We start from the raw sequence: 14,580 nt of genomic DNA, 5'->3' as shown, positions 1-14,580 counted from the left end.
CTCTCCGCAGGCCGTCTTAAACCGTATTTTTCAGACGGCCTCCTTTAACAAACGATTCGATACCATGCTGAAACCGACCGATCAAATCATCATTCAAGGCCCCGCCGGCGGCTTGGAAACCATTTACCTGCCGGCACACGGCCGCGAACGCGGCGTAGCCGTTATCAACCATCCCAATCCGCGCCAAGGCGGCACAAACACCAACAAAGTGATTCAAACCGCTGCAAAAGCCCTCACCTCTCTGGGATTCCATTGCTACCTGCCCAACTTACGCGGCGTAGGCAACAGCGAGGGCGAACACGATTACGGCCGCGGCGAAACCGACGACTGTACCGCCGTGATAGACTATGCCCGTGCCCGCCATCCCGATGCAGCGCAATTTATTTTGGGCGGCTTTTCATTCGGCGGCTACGTTTCCCTGTTTGCCGCCCAACAACGCGAACCCGATTTGCTCCTGCTTATCGGCCCCGCAGTACGGCACTACGACACCCGTGAACCCGATGCCCCCAATCCGGCTAAAACCGTACTGATCCACGGCGAAACCGATGAAGTGGTGCCGCTGGAAAACGCTTTCAAATGGGCGGCTCCGCAAGATTTGCCGGTAATCGTGCTGCCGGAATCTTCGCATTTTTTCCACGGCAAACTGATTGCCCTGCGCCATACCGTGCTGCGTTTCGTGCCGTCGGTTTTGGAAAAATAATAAAACAATACTGAAGAGGCCGTCTGAAAAATTTTCAGACGGCCTCTTTCAATCCGCATCACCGTTATCCGATAACAGCCACACCTGACAAACCGATAAACAAACCGGCAATCACTGCACTCATCAGGTTGGACAGCGAACCGGCAACTACTGCTTTAATGCCCAAACGGGCCACGTCTTTGCGGCGTTTGGGAGCCATAATGCTCAAACCGCCCACCAATACGGCAATCGAGCCTAAATTGGCAAAGCCACATAGAGCAAAGGAAATAATGGCTTTGGTTGTGTCGCTCAATGTAACCGTTGATTCCGGTTTCAGATAATTCACAAATTCAGAATACGCCACAAATTCGTTTACCACCACTTTTTGCCCGATAAGCGAGCCTGCCACACCTGCTTCGCTCCACGGTACGCCGATGACCCAAGCCAGAGGAGAGAACAGCCAGCCTAAAATGGTTTGCAGGGTGAGATCACCGTAGCCGAACCAACCCGCCACGCCGCCGATAATACCGTTGATCATGGCAATCAAAGCCACAAAAGCGAGCAGCGAAGCACCTACCGCTATGGCAATTTGTGCACCGGTAACGGCACCGCTCGCTGCCGCGTCTATCACATTAGCGGGTTTTTCTTCGTCGCTTTGCACCAATACTTCCGATTCGTTTTGCGTTTTTTCCGTTTCCGGCACAAGAAGCTTGGCAAACAGCAAACCGCCCGGAGCTGCCATAAACGAAGCGGCAATCAGATAGGGAAGCGGTACGCCCATCTGGGAATAACCGGCCAATACCGAACCGGCCACCGATGCCAAACCGCCGCTCATTACCGCAAACAGTTCGGATTCGGTCATTTTGCTGATATAGGGGCGGACCACCAGCGGGGCCTCGGTTTGACCCACAAAAATATTGGCCGCCGCAGACATAGATTCGGCCTTGGACGTGCCGAGCACTTTTTGCAGGAAACCGCCGATAAATTTAATCAGCATCTGCATCACGCCGATGTAGTACAGCACCGCCATCAATGCCGAAAAAAACACAATCAGCGGCAATACGCGCAAGGCAAATACAAAACCGCCGCCGCCGAACACTTCAAACATTTTGTCCGACACCAGTCCGCCAAATAAAAAGCCCAAGCCGTTGTTGCCGTATGCGATTACTTTGCCTACGGCTTCCGATACCGCCAACAGGCCGTCCCGCCCCCACGGCACATACAATACCAACGCGCCCAGTGCCACCTGAATCAGGAACGCACCCGCCACCGTGCGGATATTGATGGCTCGACGGTTGGTGGAAAGCAATACGGCGATGGCAACCAAAACCACCATGCCCAACAAACTGTTTAATGCGCCCATTTTCGATTTCCTGTTGCTTATAAATTTCCGCCATTATAAAGGAAGCCTACGCAAAGCCGTGGCGGAATTTTCAAACGGCCATCTGATTTGCAGGTGGTGTAATTTTTCAGACGGCCTTGGGCCGGATGCACAGAATGGTATAAGATAAAGGCCGTCTGAAAACCGATTGAGAAAGAGAACGACATGCCGCAATACAGCTTTACCCTGCCTTCTTCCGCAGAACGCGATTTCGTATCCGACGAACACCTGCCGCTGGTGGTTTATTTCTACCCCAAAGACAGCACGCCCGGCTGCACCACCGAAGGCTTGGACTTCAACGCCCGCTTGGACCAATTCAAAGCCCTCGGCTACACCGTGGTCGGCATCTCGCGCGACGGCGTGAAATCGCATCAGAACTTTTGCACCAAACAAGGTTTCCAATTCGAACTGTTGAGCGACAAAGACGAAACCGTGTGCAAATTGTTCGACGTGATCAAACTGAAAAAACTCTACGGCAAAGAATCGCTCGGCATCGAACGCAGCACTTTCGTGCTCAACAAACAAGGCGAAATCGAGCACGAATGGCGCAAAGTCAAAGTGGCGGGGCACGCGCAGGAAGTGTTGGAAACCTTGAATAAAACCGCTTAAAGCAAACTTTTTCAGACGGCCTCGAACCATGAACTATCCTTGTCTTTATCCCGCCCCGTTCGGCGACATCACCTTAATCTTCGATGCAGAAGAAAACCTTGTCGAACTGAACCTGCACGGCCGCCCCGAATATGCGCCTTATCCTTTGCCCGAAGCATGGAAAAAGAAATTAGACGACTACTTTTCAGGCCGTTTGAAAAACTTCAACCATCCTATTTCCACACAAGGCACGGTATTCCAGCAGAAGGTTTGGCAGGCGATTGCCGAAATCCCTGCCGGAGAAGTGCTCACTTATCAAGACATTGCCCGCAAAATCGGCAGCCATCCCCGCGCAGTCGGCGGCGCATGCGGCAAAAACCCGCTGGCCTTAGTGGTGCCGTGCCACCGCGTTGTCGCCAAACAAGGCTTGGGCGGATTCTCCAGCGGAGAAGGCGATGCGTTGGCGATTAAGCGTTGGCTGCTGCAACATGAAGGCATTGAGATATAAGGCCGTCTGAAAAAACCCTTTCCCACAAGGAAATGAACATGCACGAAACCTCCGACAAAGACCCTCAAACCCGCCTGACGGAATGGGACATTGAAAAAACCAAAGCCGAAACCGCCAAGCTGCAAGCCGAAGTGCGCTTGGCCGAAGCCAAAGCCCGAACCGCAAAAATCGTGATGGTCGGCATTTTGATGGTGATTGCGCTGGTGTTCGCCTTTATTATTGCCATGGCCGTTCTTTAAGAAAACCGTTTGTGATGCCGTCTGAACACCATCCCGATACCTATATCGACTGCCTGCTCGAACACCTTTGGCTTAACGACCGCCTCAGCCAGAATACTCTCGACAGCTATCGCCGCGACCTGCAAAAAGTCGCCGCACGTTTGGCCGAACGCAATCTCAACTGGCAAACGGCACAAAGCAGCGACTTATCCGCCGCCGTTTACCATCCCGACGAGAAAACCCGTTCGCAAGCCCGCGCCCTTTCCGCCTGCAAACGCCTCTACGGTTGGCTGCTTGAAACTGAACAGCGCAGCGATAATCCCACCCGCCGCCTTACCACGCCCAAACAGCCCAAAACCCTGCCCAAGCTGATTACCGAAACACAAATCGACGCATTGCTGAATGCGCCCGACACCGAAAGCGCACACGGCCTGCGCGATAAAGCCCTGTTGGAGCTTATCTACGCCACCGGCTTACGCGTCAGCGAAGCGGTAAAGCTCCAAATCGGCGAAGCCAATCTGCACAAAGGCATCATCAACACCATCGGCAAAGGCAACAAACAACGCATCGTGCCGCTCGGCGAAGAAGCCGCCTACTGGATAGAACGCTACCTCTCCGAAGCCCGCCCGCTGCTGCTGAGAAACAAAGCCTGCGACGAATTGTTCGTGAGCCAGAAACGTACCGGCATCAGCCGCCAGCTCGCTTGGATGATTGTCGAAAAATACGCCCAAGAAGCCGGTATCGAACACCTAAGCCCGCACGGACTGCGCCACGCCTTCGCCACCCATCTCGTCAATCACGGCGCCGACCTGCGCGTGGTACAACTGCTGCTTGGCCACGCCGACATCAGCACTACCCAAATTTACACCCATGTTGCCAACGAACGGTTGAAAAACATCGTACAGGAACACCATCCACGCGGTTAAATGTGTGCAGAAATGAAAACAGGCCGTCTGAATATACGTTTCTTTACATTTTCAGACGGCCTCAATGCCTGCCTCAACGCAAAAGTATAAATATTTTATTCAATACAGATAAATAGGCTGCTGTCAAACATTCCATATTTCAAACATGATCATCTGAACAATACCGATTATTTACACATTCTTTACAACTACATTCAATTACACTTATACTGCTTTTGCCTTTCCGGTGCATGATTTTCATCGCACAGAATAGGATTTCTGCTTTTTCTACAAACCTTTAATCCATATAGAACGGAAACAAACAGTATGACTTCTGATAAAAACCGTCCGGAAAATATCGAGCTGCTCAGTGCACAAGCTCCGATTACCAACTTTCGAGGTCTGATCACTACGATTATCGCCGCCGTGGTGTGCTTTGGCATTTACCATATCCTGCCTTACGACACCAACGCCAACAAAGGTATCGCCGTATTGCTGTTTGTGGCCATCATGTGGTTTACCGAAGCCGTGCACATTACCGTTACCGCTTTGATGGTTCCTATCTTGGCCGCTTTACTCGGCTTTCCCGATATGAACATCAAAAAAGCCATGAGCAGTTTTTCCGACCCGATTATCTATATCTTCTTCGGAGGTTTTGCATTGGCCGCTGCCCTGCACATGCAAAGGCTCGACCGTAAAATCGCCGTATGGCTGTTATCGCTCTCGCGCGGCAATATGAAAGCGGCCGTATTGATGTTGTTTTGCGTAACCGCTTTCCTATCTATGTGGATCAGTAATACGGCGACAGCCGCCATGATGCTGCCTCTGGCAATGGGCATGATGGATCATATGGATAAAGAAAAAGACCGCAAAACCTTCGTTTTCGTGCTACTCGGCATCGCCTATTGCGCCAGCATCGGCGGTTTGGGTACCATCGTCGGCTCTCCGCCCAATGCCATTGCCGCGAAAGCATTGGATTTGGATTTCTTCGGCTGGATGAAAATGGGCCTGCCGATGCTGCTGCTTATTCTGCCCCTGATGCTTTTTTCTCTTTATATCATTCTCCGCCCGAACTTAAACGAGCGTGTGGAAGTAAAAGCCGAGCATATCCCCTGGACACTGCACCGCGTTATCGCCATGTTGATTTTCATCGGCGCGGCCGCCGCATGGGTTTTCAGTTCTAAAATCAAAGCCGTTTTCGGCATCGCCAACCCCGATACCGTCATCGCCCTTACCGCCGCCGTTTCCGTAGTGGTATTCGGGGTCGCACGCTGGAAAGAAGTCGCCCGCAACACCGACTGGGGCGTGCTGATGCTGTTCGGCGGCGGTATTGCTTTGAGCAACCTGTTACAAGTTTCCGGCGCATCCCTCGCACTCGGCCAACAGTTGGCTACGGCTTTTGTATTGGCCCATCCGCTGGTTGTTATTTTCGCCGTAGCTACGTTTATTATCTTCCTCACCGAGTTCACCAGTAATACCGCCTCTGCCGCATTATTGGTGCCGATTTTCGCCAGCATCGCCACCCAAATGGGGTTGCCGAAAGAAGTGTTGGTATTCGTTATCGGTATCGGTGCATCGTGTGCATTTATGCTGCCGGTTGCCACCCCGCCGAATGCCATCGTATTCGGTACGGGATTGGTGCAACAAAAAGAAATGATGCGCGTGGGTATCCTGTTGAACATCTTGTGCGTAGTCTTGGTTGCCATGTGGGCCTATACTTTCTTTGCTTAACTTCGGAGGCCGTCTGAAAACTTTTCAGACGGCCTTTCATGAAACCGCACACAAAAAAGCGTTTGAACCCATGAAGTTCAAACGCTTTTTTATGGCTACATTTTATTTCTTACGGTTGCGCTTACCGGCAGAGCTGCTTCGGGCTTTACTCTTCACCGCTTTCTCGTTCCGGGCATTTTTTCCGGATTTTCCCTGTTTTCTGCTTACCGCTTTGGTTTCCGCCGACTTCGTATTGCTGCGAGATTTTTTAACTCCACCCTTTTCAGGAGATACCGTCGCCGAAATGTCTTTTTTCTTTTTACCTCTTTTGGCAGGCACTTCCCCGCCGCTGATCAGATTCAAATCAATCCTGCTGGTATCCAAGTCGGCACGCGCCACTTTTACCGTTACGCGGTCGCCCATATTAAAGCGAATACCGCTGCGCTCGCCCTGCATTGCCATGAGTTCGGGTCGGTAGTTGAAATAATCTTCGCCCAAATCACTGATGTGAATCATGCCTTCGATGTGGATATCATCAAGCGTTACAAAGATACCGAAGTTGGCCATACCAGAGATACGCCCACTGAAAACTTCGCCGATTTTATCGCGCATATAATAAGTTTTCAGCCAATTTTCCACATCACGGCTGGCATCATCGGCGCGGCGTTCGCAAAACGAAGTATGCACGCCCAAAGCCTGCCATGATTTGGGTGTATATTTTTCACCTTTTAAGACGGCCTTAATCGCACGGTGGACGGTCAAATCCGGATAACGGCGGATGGGCGATGTAAAATGGGCATAGGCATCATAAGCCAATCCGAAATGGCCTTCGTTATTCGGCTCATAAACCGCCTGCTGCATCGAACGCAACATCATCACCTGCAAAAGCTCGGCATCGGGGCGTTGACTGAACTGCTCCGCCAGTAGCGCATAATCCTTAGGTGCAGGCTGATCGCCTCCTCCCAAATGTAAACCAAGCAAACCGAGCTGCTCGCGTAAAGCAGCCAACTTTTCGATGGTCGGGCCCAAATGATTACGGAACAATGCCTTATGCTTATGCTTCAATAAAAACTCCGCCGCACACACATTTGCTGCGAGCATACACTCCTCAATCAGCTTATGCGCATCGTTACGCACCACCGGCACAATCCGCTCAATTTTACCGTTATCATCAAAAATCATCTGCGTTTCAGTGCTTTCAAACTCGACCGCACCGCGCTGGTTACGTTTGGCATGCAGAATTTTAAACAGTTTATATAAAGTATCGATTTGTTGTTTGTGCGGGTAATCGCCGCCTCTTTCTATCCAATCCCATACTTGAGTGTAAGTCAAACGCGCTTGCGAACGCATTACCGCAGGATAAAACTTATATTCTTTGATATTTCCCGCATAAGTAATTACCATATCGCACACCATACACAAGCGTTCGACATCGGGGTTCAACGAACAAATACCGTTAGACAAATTTTCGGGAAGCATCGGAATGACGCGGCGCGGAAAATAAACACTGGTTGCACGCTCTTCAGCATCAACATCAATCGGATCATCCAGACGAACATAATGGCTAACATCGGCAATCGCCACTACCAAACGGTAATTGCGGCCGATTTTTTCCGCATAAACCGCATCATCGAAATCGCGTGCCGTTTCCCCGTCTATGGTTACCAACGGCAACTCTCGCAAATCCACCCGCCCTTCCAAATCACGCTCTTGTACATGATCCGGAATTTTCCGGGCGGCTTTTTGGCATGCTTCGCTAAATTCATGCGGCAAATGATGTTTGCGTACGGCAATTTCAATTTCCATGCCGCTGTCGGCATAGTTACCCAACACTTCGATCAATTTAGCCACTGCAGGACGGTGCCCGTCGGGATAACTTTCAATTTCCGCCACCACAACCTGCCCTTGTTCGGGCTGAAATGCCGTTAAACTGTCGGGCTCAAGCACAATACTTTGAATCAGCCGCTGGTCTTCAGGCTCCAAAATCGCAATACCGCGCTCCACATAAAACCGCCCTACCACCTCTTTCTGCGCCCGCTCGACAATATCCAAAACCTGACCTTCACGCCGCCCCCGCCGATCCATACCCGCAGGGCGCACTGTAACAATATCCCCATGCATCAAACCGCGCATTTGGCGTTCATAAAGCACAAAATCACCGTTACCGGTCGGAATTAAAGGTACTGCAAAACCGAAACCGTCTTTATGCGCTTCAACCCGGCATTTCACCAAGGCCAATTTATCTGCAGCACATACTGCACCACGGCGGTTAATCAATACTTGGCCGTCGCGCGCCATTGCTTTAATACGCCGTTCAAAAAACTCGTATTCTTTATCGGTAATCGATAATTTTTGTGCCAATGAGAAAATTTTGAGCGGCACACCTTCCCGCTCCAATAATTCGGTAATCCACTCCCTGCTTGGCAAAGGATTTTCATAACGCTGCCGTTCTCTGCTCAAAAAAGGGTCTTTCTCACGTAAACTGAATGATTTAAAATTTTTCTTCATACTGATGATTGACAATCTTTCATTTAAATATATAATGCATTTTTTCTTTGTGAAACGACACTTTATCGCAAAGTAAATATTAAAGCAAAGCCCAGGTGGCGGAATTGGTAGACGCGCCAGCTTCAGGTGCTGGTATCTTCACGGGTGTGGAAGTTCGAGTCTTCTCCTGGGCACCAATATTTCTTAACTTTGCTTTAAAAAATACAATTTTTGTTTAATTGCCCAGGTGGCGGAATTGGTAGACGCGCCAGCTTCAGGTGCTGGTATCCTCACGGGTGTGGAAGTTCGAGTCTTCTCCTGGGCACCAAATAGAATATTCCGGCTTACCCTACCGGATTTTTGTTTTTTTAATGTATAAAAAATAATAGCTAAAATACAGAAAATTATTTCAGACGGCCTCTTGAACCGTTTGTTGCTGCAAGGTAAAAAACACCGTATAATTAAACAATTCTACTCCTATTCGATTTAGAGAGGTGGATGAGTGGTTTAAGTCGCACGCCTGGAAAGCGTGTATACGTGAATAGCGTATCGAGGGTTCGAATCCCTTCCTCTCTGCCAAATTTTAAAAGCCCTTTGTTTTACAAAGGGTTTTTATTTTATCAACATAAACCGGCAATATCTTAATCATTTCAAAAAAGATGACAGTATCCACCTCGCACGGTAACATGATAATCCCGTTCGATTCATTATCTTCTTCATTATGACCACCATAGCTTCCAATGTGCTCGCTTCTGTCGATTTAGGTTCCAACAGCTTTCGGCTGCAAATTTGTGAAAACCATAACGGTCAATTAAAAGTTATTGACTCTTTTAAACAAATGGTACGCTTTGCCGCTGGCTTAGACAATCAGAAACACCTCAGCAAAGAGTCTCAGGAACGCGCACTGGAATGTTTGGCCAAATTCGGCGAACGGTTAAAAGGATTCAACCCCGAACAAGTTAGGGTTGTGGCCACCAACACTTTCCGCGTGGCAAAAAATATCGGCGAATTTATTCCTAAAGCCGAAGCCGCTTTAGGCTTCCCCATCGAAATCATTGCGGGGCGTGAAGAAGCACGCTTGATTTACACCGGGGTGGTTCATACATTGCCTCCTAACGGCGACAAAATGCTGGTTATCGACATCGGCGGCGGTTCGACCGAATTTGTTATCGGTTCAGACTTGCAACCCACATTAACCGAAAGCCTGCCTTTGGGATGCGTAACTTACAGCATACGTTTTTTCCAAAACAAAATCGGCCAAAAAGATTTTCAGGCGGCAATTACTGCAGCCCGCAACGAAATACAGCGTATCAGCAAACTGATGAAACGAAACGGTTGGGATTTTGCCGTTGGAACATCCGGTTCTGCCAAATCCATCCGTGATGTGATTGCCGCAGAAAACCCGCAGGAAGCCGATATTACCCATGCAGGCATGAAAAAAATAGCTAATAAAATCATTAGTGCCGGCAGCACCAGAAAAGCCAAACTCGAAGGTTTGAAACCCGACCGTGTGGAAGTATTTGCAGGCGGGCTGGCCGTCATGATGGCGGCGTTTGAAGAGTTGGAAATTCAAAAAATGATGGTAACCGACGCAGCACTGCGCGATGGTGTGTTTTACGACTTCATCGGCCGCCAGCTTAATGAAGACATGCGTGACCAAACCACGGCGGAATTCCAGCTTCGCTATCATGTCAGCCGCAATCAGGCTAAGCGTATATCAGAAACCGCACAAAAATTCATGGAAAGCCTTTGCCTCGCCCACAACACTCCCGTACAAGAATTGGCTTACTGGCAGCAATACATCAACTGGGCAGGGCTGCTACACGAAATCGGCATTAATATCTCCCACACCGGCTACCATAAACATTCCGCCTATATTCTCGAAAATGCCGATATGCCCGGCTTTTCCCGTAAAGAACAAAATATTCTTTCTTTATTGGTATTCGGTCATCGTGGCGATTTACGCAAAATGATCGATTTGGTCGGTAACAACCGTATGATGTGGTTTGCCATTCTCTCACTTCGTCTTGCCGCCTTATTCTGCCGCTCCCGCTTACCACTGGAATTACCACAATTTACCCAATTGCGCTCCGCCGACAGCGGCAAAGCTTTTACCTTACGCATCGATCAAAACTGGCTCGACGAACACCCTTTGATTGATGGTGCGCTAGAATATGAAAGCGAACAATGGCAAAAAATCAATATGCCGTTTAATGTACAACCCCAGTAAAGAGCTGAACGAGCAGTTGAGAGAGTGCCAACGTTACTTACACACCTTTCGTTTTTTGTACAAACATCCTGTACAAAATATTTTTGCGAGTCCCGAGAATGTTTAAGAAATACAGTGAAGCAGGATGATTCTTAATACTTTTCCCAAACGAAATCCTTTAACCGAAAAAATGTAAACAACTTGGACCCTTTCAGGAATTAAACCAATAAAAACAAAGAAGCCTGTTTAGTTTCATTAAAATTCTACTGGTTTGAAGATAATAAAATTCCTTTATTCCACTTTCGATAAATCATATTACTTCTGTGAAGGAAAGCTGAAAAATGACCAAACAAATCGCCATTCTTCCCGGCGACGGCATCGGCCCAGAAATTATCGCCCAAGCCGTGCGCGTGTTAGACAAATTGATTTCAGACGGCCTCGATGTCGAATACCGATACGCACCTTTGGGCGGTGCAGGCTACGACGAGTACGGCCATCCTTACCCCGAATTCACGCAAAAGCTCTGCCGTGAAGCCGATGCCGTATTGCTCGGCGCAGTCGGCGGCCCGCAATACGACAATCTCGACCGCCCGCTGCGCCCCGAACGCGGCTTGTTGGCCATCCGCAAAGATTTAAACCTGTTTGCCAATCTGCGCCCCGCCATTCTGTATAAAGAGTTAGCCAATGCTTCCACGCTCAAACCTGAAGTAGTTGCAGGCTTGGATATTCTGATTGTACGCGAACTGACCGGCGATATTTATTTCGGCGAACCGCGCGGTATCCGCACACTGGAAAACGGCGAGCGCGAAGGCTTCAACACCATGAAATACAGCGAAAGCGAAATCCTTCGCATCGCCAAAGTGTCGTTTGAAGCCGCACAAAAACGCAATAAAAAGCTGTGTTCGGTTGATAAAGCCAACGTGCTGGAAACCACCGAGCTATGGAAAGAAATCTTTACCGAAACCGCAAAAGATTACCCCGACGTGGCGCTTTCGCATATGTATGTCGACAACGCCGCCATGCAGCTTGTGCGCGCGCCGAAACAGTTTGACGTCATCGCTACCGGCAATATTTTCGGCGACATTTTGAGCGATCAGGCTTCAATGCTAACCGGCTCTATCGGTATGCTGCCATCTGCATCTTTGAACGAAACCGGCAAAGGTTTGTACGAACCTTCGCACGGCTCCGCACCCGATATCGCAGGCCAAAACAAGGCCAATCCGCTTGCTACGATTTTATCGCTGGCTATGCTGGTGCGTTATAGCCTGAATGACGAAACGGGTGCCAAACGCATTGAGAATGCTGTGCAAAAAGTGCTGGAACAAGGTTTCCGTACAGGTGATATTTTTGAAGAAGGCTGCAAGCTCGTTTCCTGCTCCGAAATGGGCGATGCTGTTTTGGCTGCTCTATAACCATCGAGATACAACAAAAAGGCCGTCTGAAAACATTTTCAGACGGCCTTTCAAACTTTTAAACTGTTTATGCCAAACCTTTGGCTTTCAACACTTCCAGCATGGTGCTGCCCAATTCGGCAGGGCTGCGGGTGTAAGCCATACCGGCTTTTTCAAAGGCACGGAATTTCTCCTCGGCAGTACCTTTACCGCCGGAAATAATCGCACCGGCATGGCCCATGCGTTTGCCTTTAGGCGCGGTTACACCGGCGATGTAGCCGACAACCGGTTTGCTTACGTTGCTTTGGATATATTCGGCAGCTTCTTCCTCAGCCGTACCGCCGATTTCGCCGATCATAATGATGGCATCGGTGTCCGGATCGTCTTGGAACAGTTTCAAAGCATCGATTTGGTTCATACCCGGAATCGGGTCGCCGCCGATACCGATACAGGTAGACTGACCCAAGCCCAGTTTGGTGGTTTGTGCCACGGCTTCGTAAGTCAGCGTGCCGGAACGGGAAATAATACCGATGCGGCCGGGTTGATGGATATGGCCGGGCATAATGCCGATTTTGCATTCGCCGGGAGTAATCACGCCGGGGCAATTCGGGCCGACCAAACGAGTGCCGTTACCGTTGGTTTCCAGATAACGTTTGGCTTTCAGCATGTCCAGCGTCGGCACACCTTCGGTAATCACAACCACCAAGCCTACACCAGAATCAACGGCTTCAACAATGGAATCCAACACGAAAGGCGCGGGAACGTAAATCACTGAAGCATCCGCACCGGTTTCTTTCACTGCTTCTTTCATGGTGTTGAAAACAGGCAAATTCAAATGGGTTTGGCCGCCTTTGCCCGGGGTAACACCGCCCACCACTTTAGTGCCGTAAGCAATCGCTTGCTCCGAATGGAAAGTACCGTTTTTGCCGGTAAAACCCTGTACCAATACTTTGGTGTTTTTATTAATCAATACGCTCATTGTGTTCTCCTTAGGCTTTTACGGCTGCAACGATTTTTTCGGCTGCGTCATTCAAGCCGTCGGCAGAAGTCAGTTTCAGGCCTGATTCGTTCAGAATTTTGGCACCCAGTTCGGCGTTGTTGCCTTCCAAACGAACCACCACGGGAACAGTTACGTTCACTTCTTTTACGGCGGCTACAATCGCTTCCGCAATCATGTCGCAGCGCACGATGCCGCCAAAGATGTTGATTAGCACACCTTGCACCGATTTGTCTTCCAAAATCAGTTTGAAGGCTTCTACTACGCGCTCTTTGGTCGCGCCGCCACCTACGTCGAGGAAGTTCGCCGGTTGGCCGCCTTTCAATTTGATGATGTCCATAGTGGCCATCGCCAAACCTGCTCCGTTCACCATACAGCCGATGTTGCCTTCCAAGGCCACATAGTTCAGGTCGAATTCGGAGGCTTTCAATTCACGTTCGTTTTCTTGCGATTTGTCGCGCAGGGTGGCGATTTTGGGCAAACGGTACAGCGCGTTGCTGTCGATACCGATTTTGCCGTCCACGCAGGCCAAATCGCCGTTTTCGCGCACCGCCAGCGGGTTTACTTCAAACAAGGCGAAATCGTTTTCGATAAAGGCTTTGTAGGCACCGGTCATCAATTTGACGAACTCGTTGATTTGCTTATCTTTCAAGCCTAATTGGAACGCTACTTCGCGCGCTTGGCACGGTTGCAGGCCAACCAGCGGATCAACGGTTACTTTGAAGATTTTTTCAGGCGTTTCTTCGGCTACTTTTTCGATTTCCACGCCGCCTTCGGTCGAAGCCATGAAAGTTACGCGGCGGGTGGAACGGTCGACCACTGCGCCCAGATACAGCTCGGTTTGGACGGGATACATGTCTTCGCAAACCAAAACGCTGTTAACAGGCTGGCCGTCGGCATCGGTTTGATAAGTAACGAGATTGGTACCAATCAGGCTCTCAGCTACTTCTTTTGCTTCTTCGCGGCTTTTAACCACTTTGACACCGCCCGCTTTTCCGCGGCCGCCGGCATGAACTTGGGCTTTGACTACGGCAAACTTGCCGCCCAATTTGTCGTAAGCCGCTGCTGCTTCTTCGCCGCTGGCTGCCAAAATACCGCCTTGCACTGGCAAACCGTAGCTTGCAAGCAGTTCTTTTGCCTGATACTCATGTAAGTTCATGAAATCGTCCTCTATAATTGTTGATGACAGGTGCTTCTCCACAAAAGCGAAACGCCATAATCCGATTGTTTGGTTAAACGGAAGCAGTATAGTTTAAATTACCGCGTCTTGCATCATTTGCACGCCGCCAGACAACCGTTTTTATACTTTAACCTTAATCAAATCAAAGGCTATCGCAGATGTTAACGGAAAAGCTGACGCTATTGAATATGAGGCCGTCTGAAAGCAATAATAATGCGGAGTTATTTTCAAACCGGCATTGTTCTAGCAACAAATGCTTTCAGACGGCCTTTTATGAATTACAGCAGACTACATCCATTGCCCGCCGGCCTCACCCTTCATCTTACT

Annotated in this window: 12 protein-coding genes and 3 tRNA genes; 11 read left to right on the top strand and 4 right to left on the bottom strand. The window is 49.6% G+C overall.

The window, feature by feature from the left end:
* Positions 1-64: 64 nt before the first annotated feature.
* The gene (locus EL216_RS00915; protein WP_085389658.1) at positions 65-700 is read left to right on the top strand and encodes an alpha/beta hydrolase; all 636 of its coding nucleotides are present in this window, start codon (positions 65-67) and stop codon (positions 698-700) included.
* Between the two features lie 64 nt (positions 701-764).
* Here EL216_RS00915 and EL216_RS00910 read toward each other — a convergent pair whose 3' ends face one another.
* Positions 765-2,042: a NupC/NupG family nucleoside CNT transporter gene (locus EL216_RS00910; protein WP_085389657.1), complete on the bottom strand. Its 1,278-nt coding sequence runs from the start codon at positions 2,040-2,042 to the stop codon at positions 765-767.
* Between the two features lie 183 nt (positions 2,043-2,225).
* Here EL216_RS00910 and EL216_RS00905 point away from each other — a divergent pair, with 183 nt between their 5' ends.
* The 5 genes from EL216_RS00905 (at position 2,226) to EL216_RS00885 (ending at position 6,010) form a co-directional block, all read left to right on the top strand.
* Positions 2,226-2,669, top strand: a complete 444-nt coding sequence (locus EL216_RS00905) for a peroxiredoxin (RefSeq protein ID WP_085389656.1) — start codon at positions 2,226-2,228, stop codon at positions 2,667-2,669.
* Positions 2,670-2,697: 28 nt separating this feature from the next.
* Entirely contained in the window at positions 2,698-3,156 is a 459-nt protein-coding gene (locus tag EL216_RS00900) for a methylated-DNA--[protein]-cysteine S-methyltransferase (RefSeq protein ID WP_085389655.1), read from the top strand.
* Between the two features lie 38 nt (positions 3,157-3,194).
* Positions 3,195-3,395: a hypothetical protein gene (locus tag EL216_RS00895; RefSeq protein WP_126300817.1), complete on the top strand. Its 201-nt coding sequence runs from the start codon at positions 3,195-3,197 to the stop codon at positions 3,393-3,395.
* A gap of 14 nt (positions 3,396-3,409) precedes the next feature.
* Positions 3,410-4,300 (top strand): site-specific tyrosine recombinase XerD, encoded by an 891-nt coding sequence (gene xerD / locus EL216_RS00890; protein WP_085389653.1) that lies wholly within the window; start codon positions 3,410-3,412, stop codon positions 4,298-4,300.
* A 306-nt stretch (positions 4,301-4,606) separates the two neighbouring features.
* Positions 4,607-6,010, top strand: a complete 1,404-nt coding sequence (locus EL216_RS00885; protein WP_085389652.1) for an SLC13 family permease — start codon at positions 4,607-4,609, stop codon at positions 6,008-6,010.
* A gap of 102 nt (positions 6,011-6,112) precedes the next feature.
* On the opposite strand, the gene rnr is transcribed toward EL216_RS00885, so the two are convergent.
* Positions 6,113-8,497: a ribonuclease R gene (gene rnr / locus EL216_RS00880; RefSeq protein ID WP_126300816.1), complete on the bottom strand. Its 2,385-nt coding sequence runs from the start codon at positions 8,495-8,497 to the stop codon at positions 6,113-6,115.
* Between the two features lie 89 nt (positions 8,498-8,586).
* On the opposite strand from rnr, the gene EL216_RS00875 reads away from it, so the two are divergent.
* The 5 genes from EL216_RS00875 (at position 8,587) to leuB (ending at position 12,097) form a co-directional block, all read left to right on the top strand.
* Positions 8,587-8,673 (top strand) — tRNA-Leu (locus EL216_RS00875).
* Between the two features lie 44 nt (positions 8,674-8,717).
* Positions 8,718-8,804: transfer RNA gene (locus tag EL216_RS00870), tRNA-Leu, on the top strand.
* 160 nt (positions 8,805-8,964) lie between these two features.
* Positions 8,965-9,055, top strand: a tRNA-Ser gene (locus tag EL216_RS00865).
* 142 nt (positions 9,056-9,197) lie between these two features.
* Complete coding sequence (gene ppx / locus EL216_RS00860; RefSeq protein ID WP_085389650.1) at positions 9,198-10,706, top strand: exopolyphosphatase; 1,509 nt, start codon at positions 9,198-9,200, stop codon at positions 10,704-10,706.
* Between the two features lie 320 nt (positions 10,707-11,026).
* The gene (leuB, locus tag EL216_RS00855; RefSeq protein ID WP_085389649.1) at positions 11,027-12,097 is read left to right on the top strand and encodes a 3-isopropylmalate dehydrogenase; all 1,071 of its coding nucleotides are present in this window, start codon (positions 11,027-11,029) and stop codon (positions 12,095-12,097) included.
* A 67-nt stretch (positions 12,098-12,164) separates the two neighbouring features.
* On the opposite strand, the gene sucD is transcribed toward leuB, so the two are convergent.
* Both sucD and sucC read right to left on the bottom strand, forming a co-directional pair.
* The gene (gene sucD / locus EL216_RS00850; protein WP_085389648.1) at positions 12,165-13,055 is read right to left on the bottom strand and encodes a succinate--CoA ligase subunit alpha; all 891 of its coding nucleotides are present in this window, start codon (positions 13,053-13,055) and stop codon (positions 12,165-12,167) included.
* Between the two features lie 10 nt (positions 13,056-13,065).
* Positions 13,066-14,232: an ADP-forming succinate--CoA ligase subunit beta gene (sucC, locus tag EL216_RS00845; protein WP_085389647.1), complete on the bottom strand. Its 1,167-nt coding sequence runs from the start codon at positions 14,230-14,232 to the stop codon at positions 13,066-13,068.
* Between the last annotated feature and the right edge of the window lie 348 nt (positions 14,233-14,580).

It is taken from the genome of Neisseria animaloris, assembly GCF_900637855.1.
GTDB classification, from domain to species: domain Bacteria; phylum Pseudomonadota; class Gammaproteobacteria; order Burkholderiales; family Neisseriaceae; genus Neisseria; species Neisseria animaloris.
This window is presented reverse-complemented; position numbering and strand designations above follow the sequence as displayed.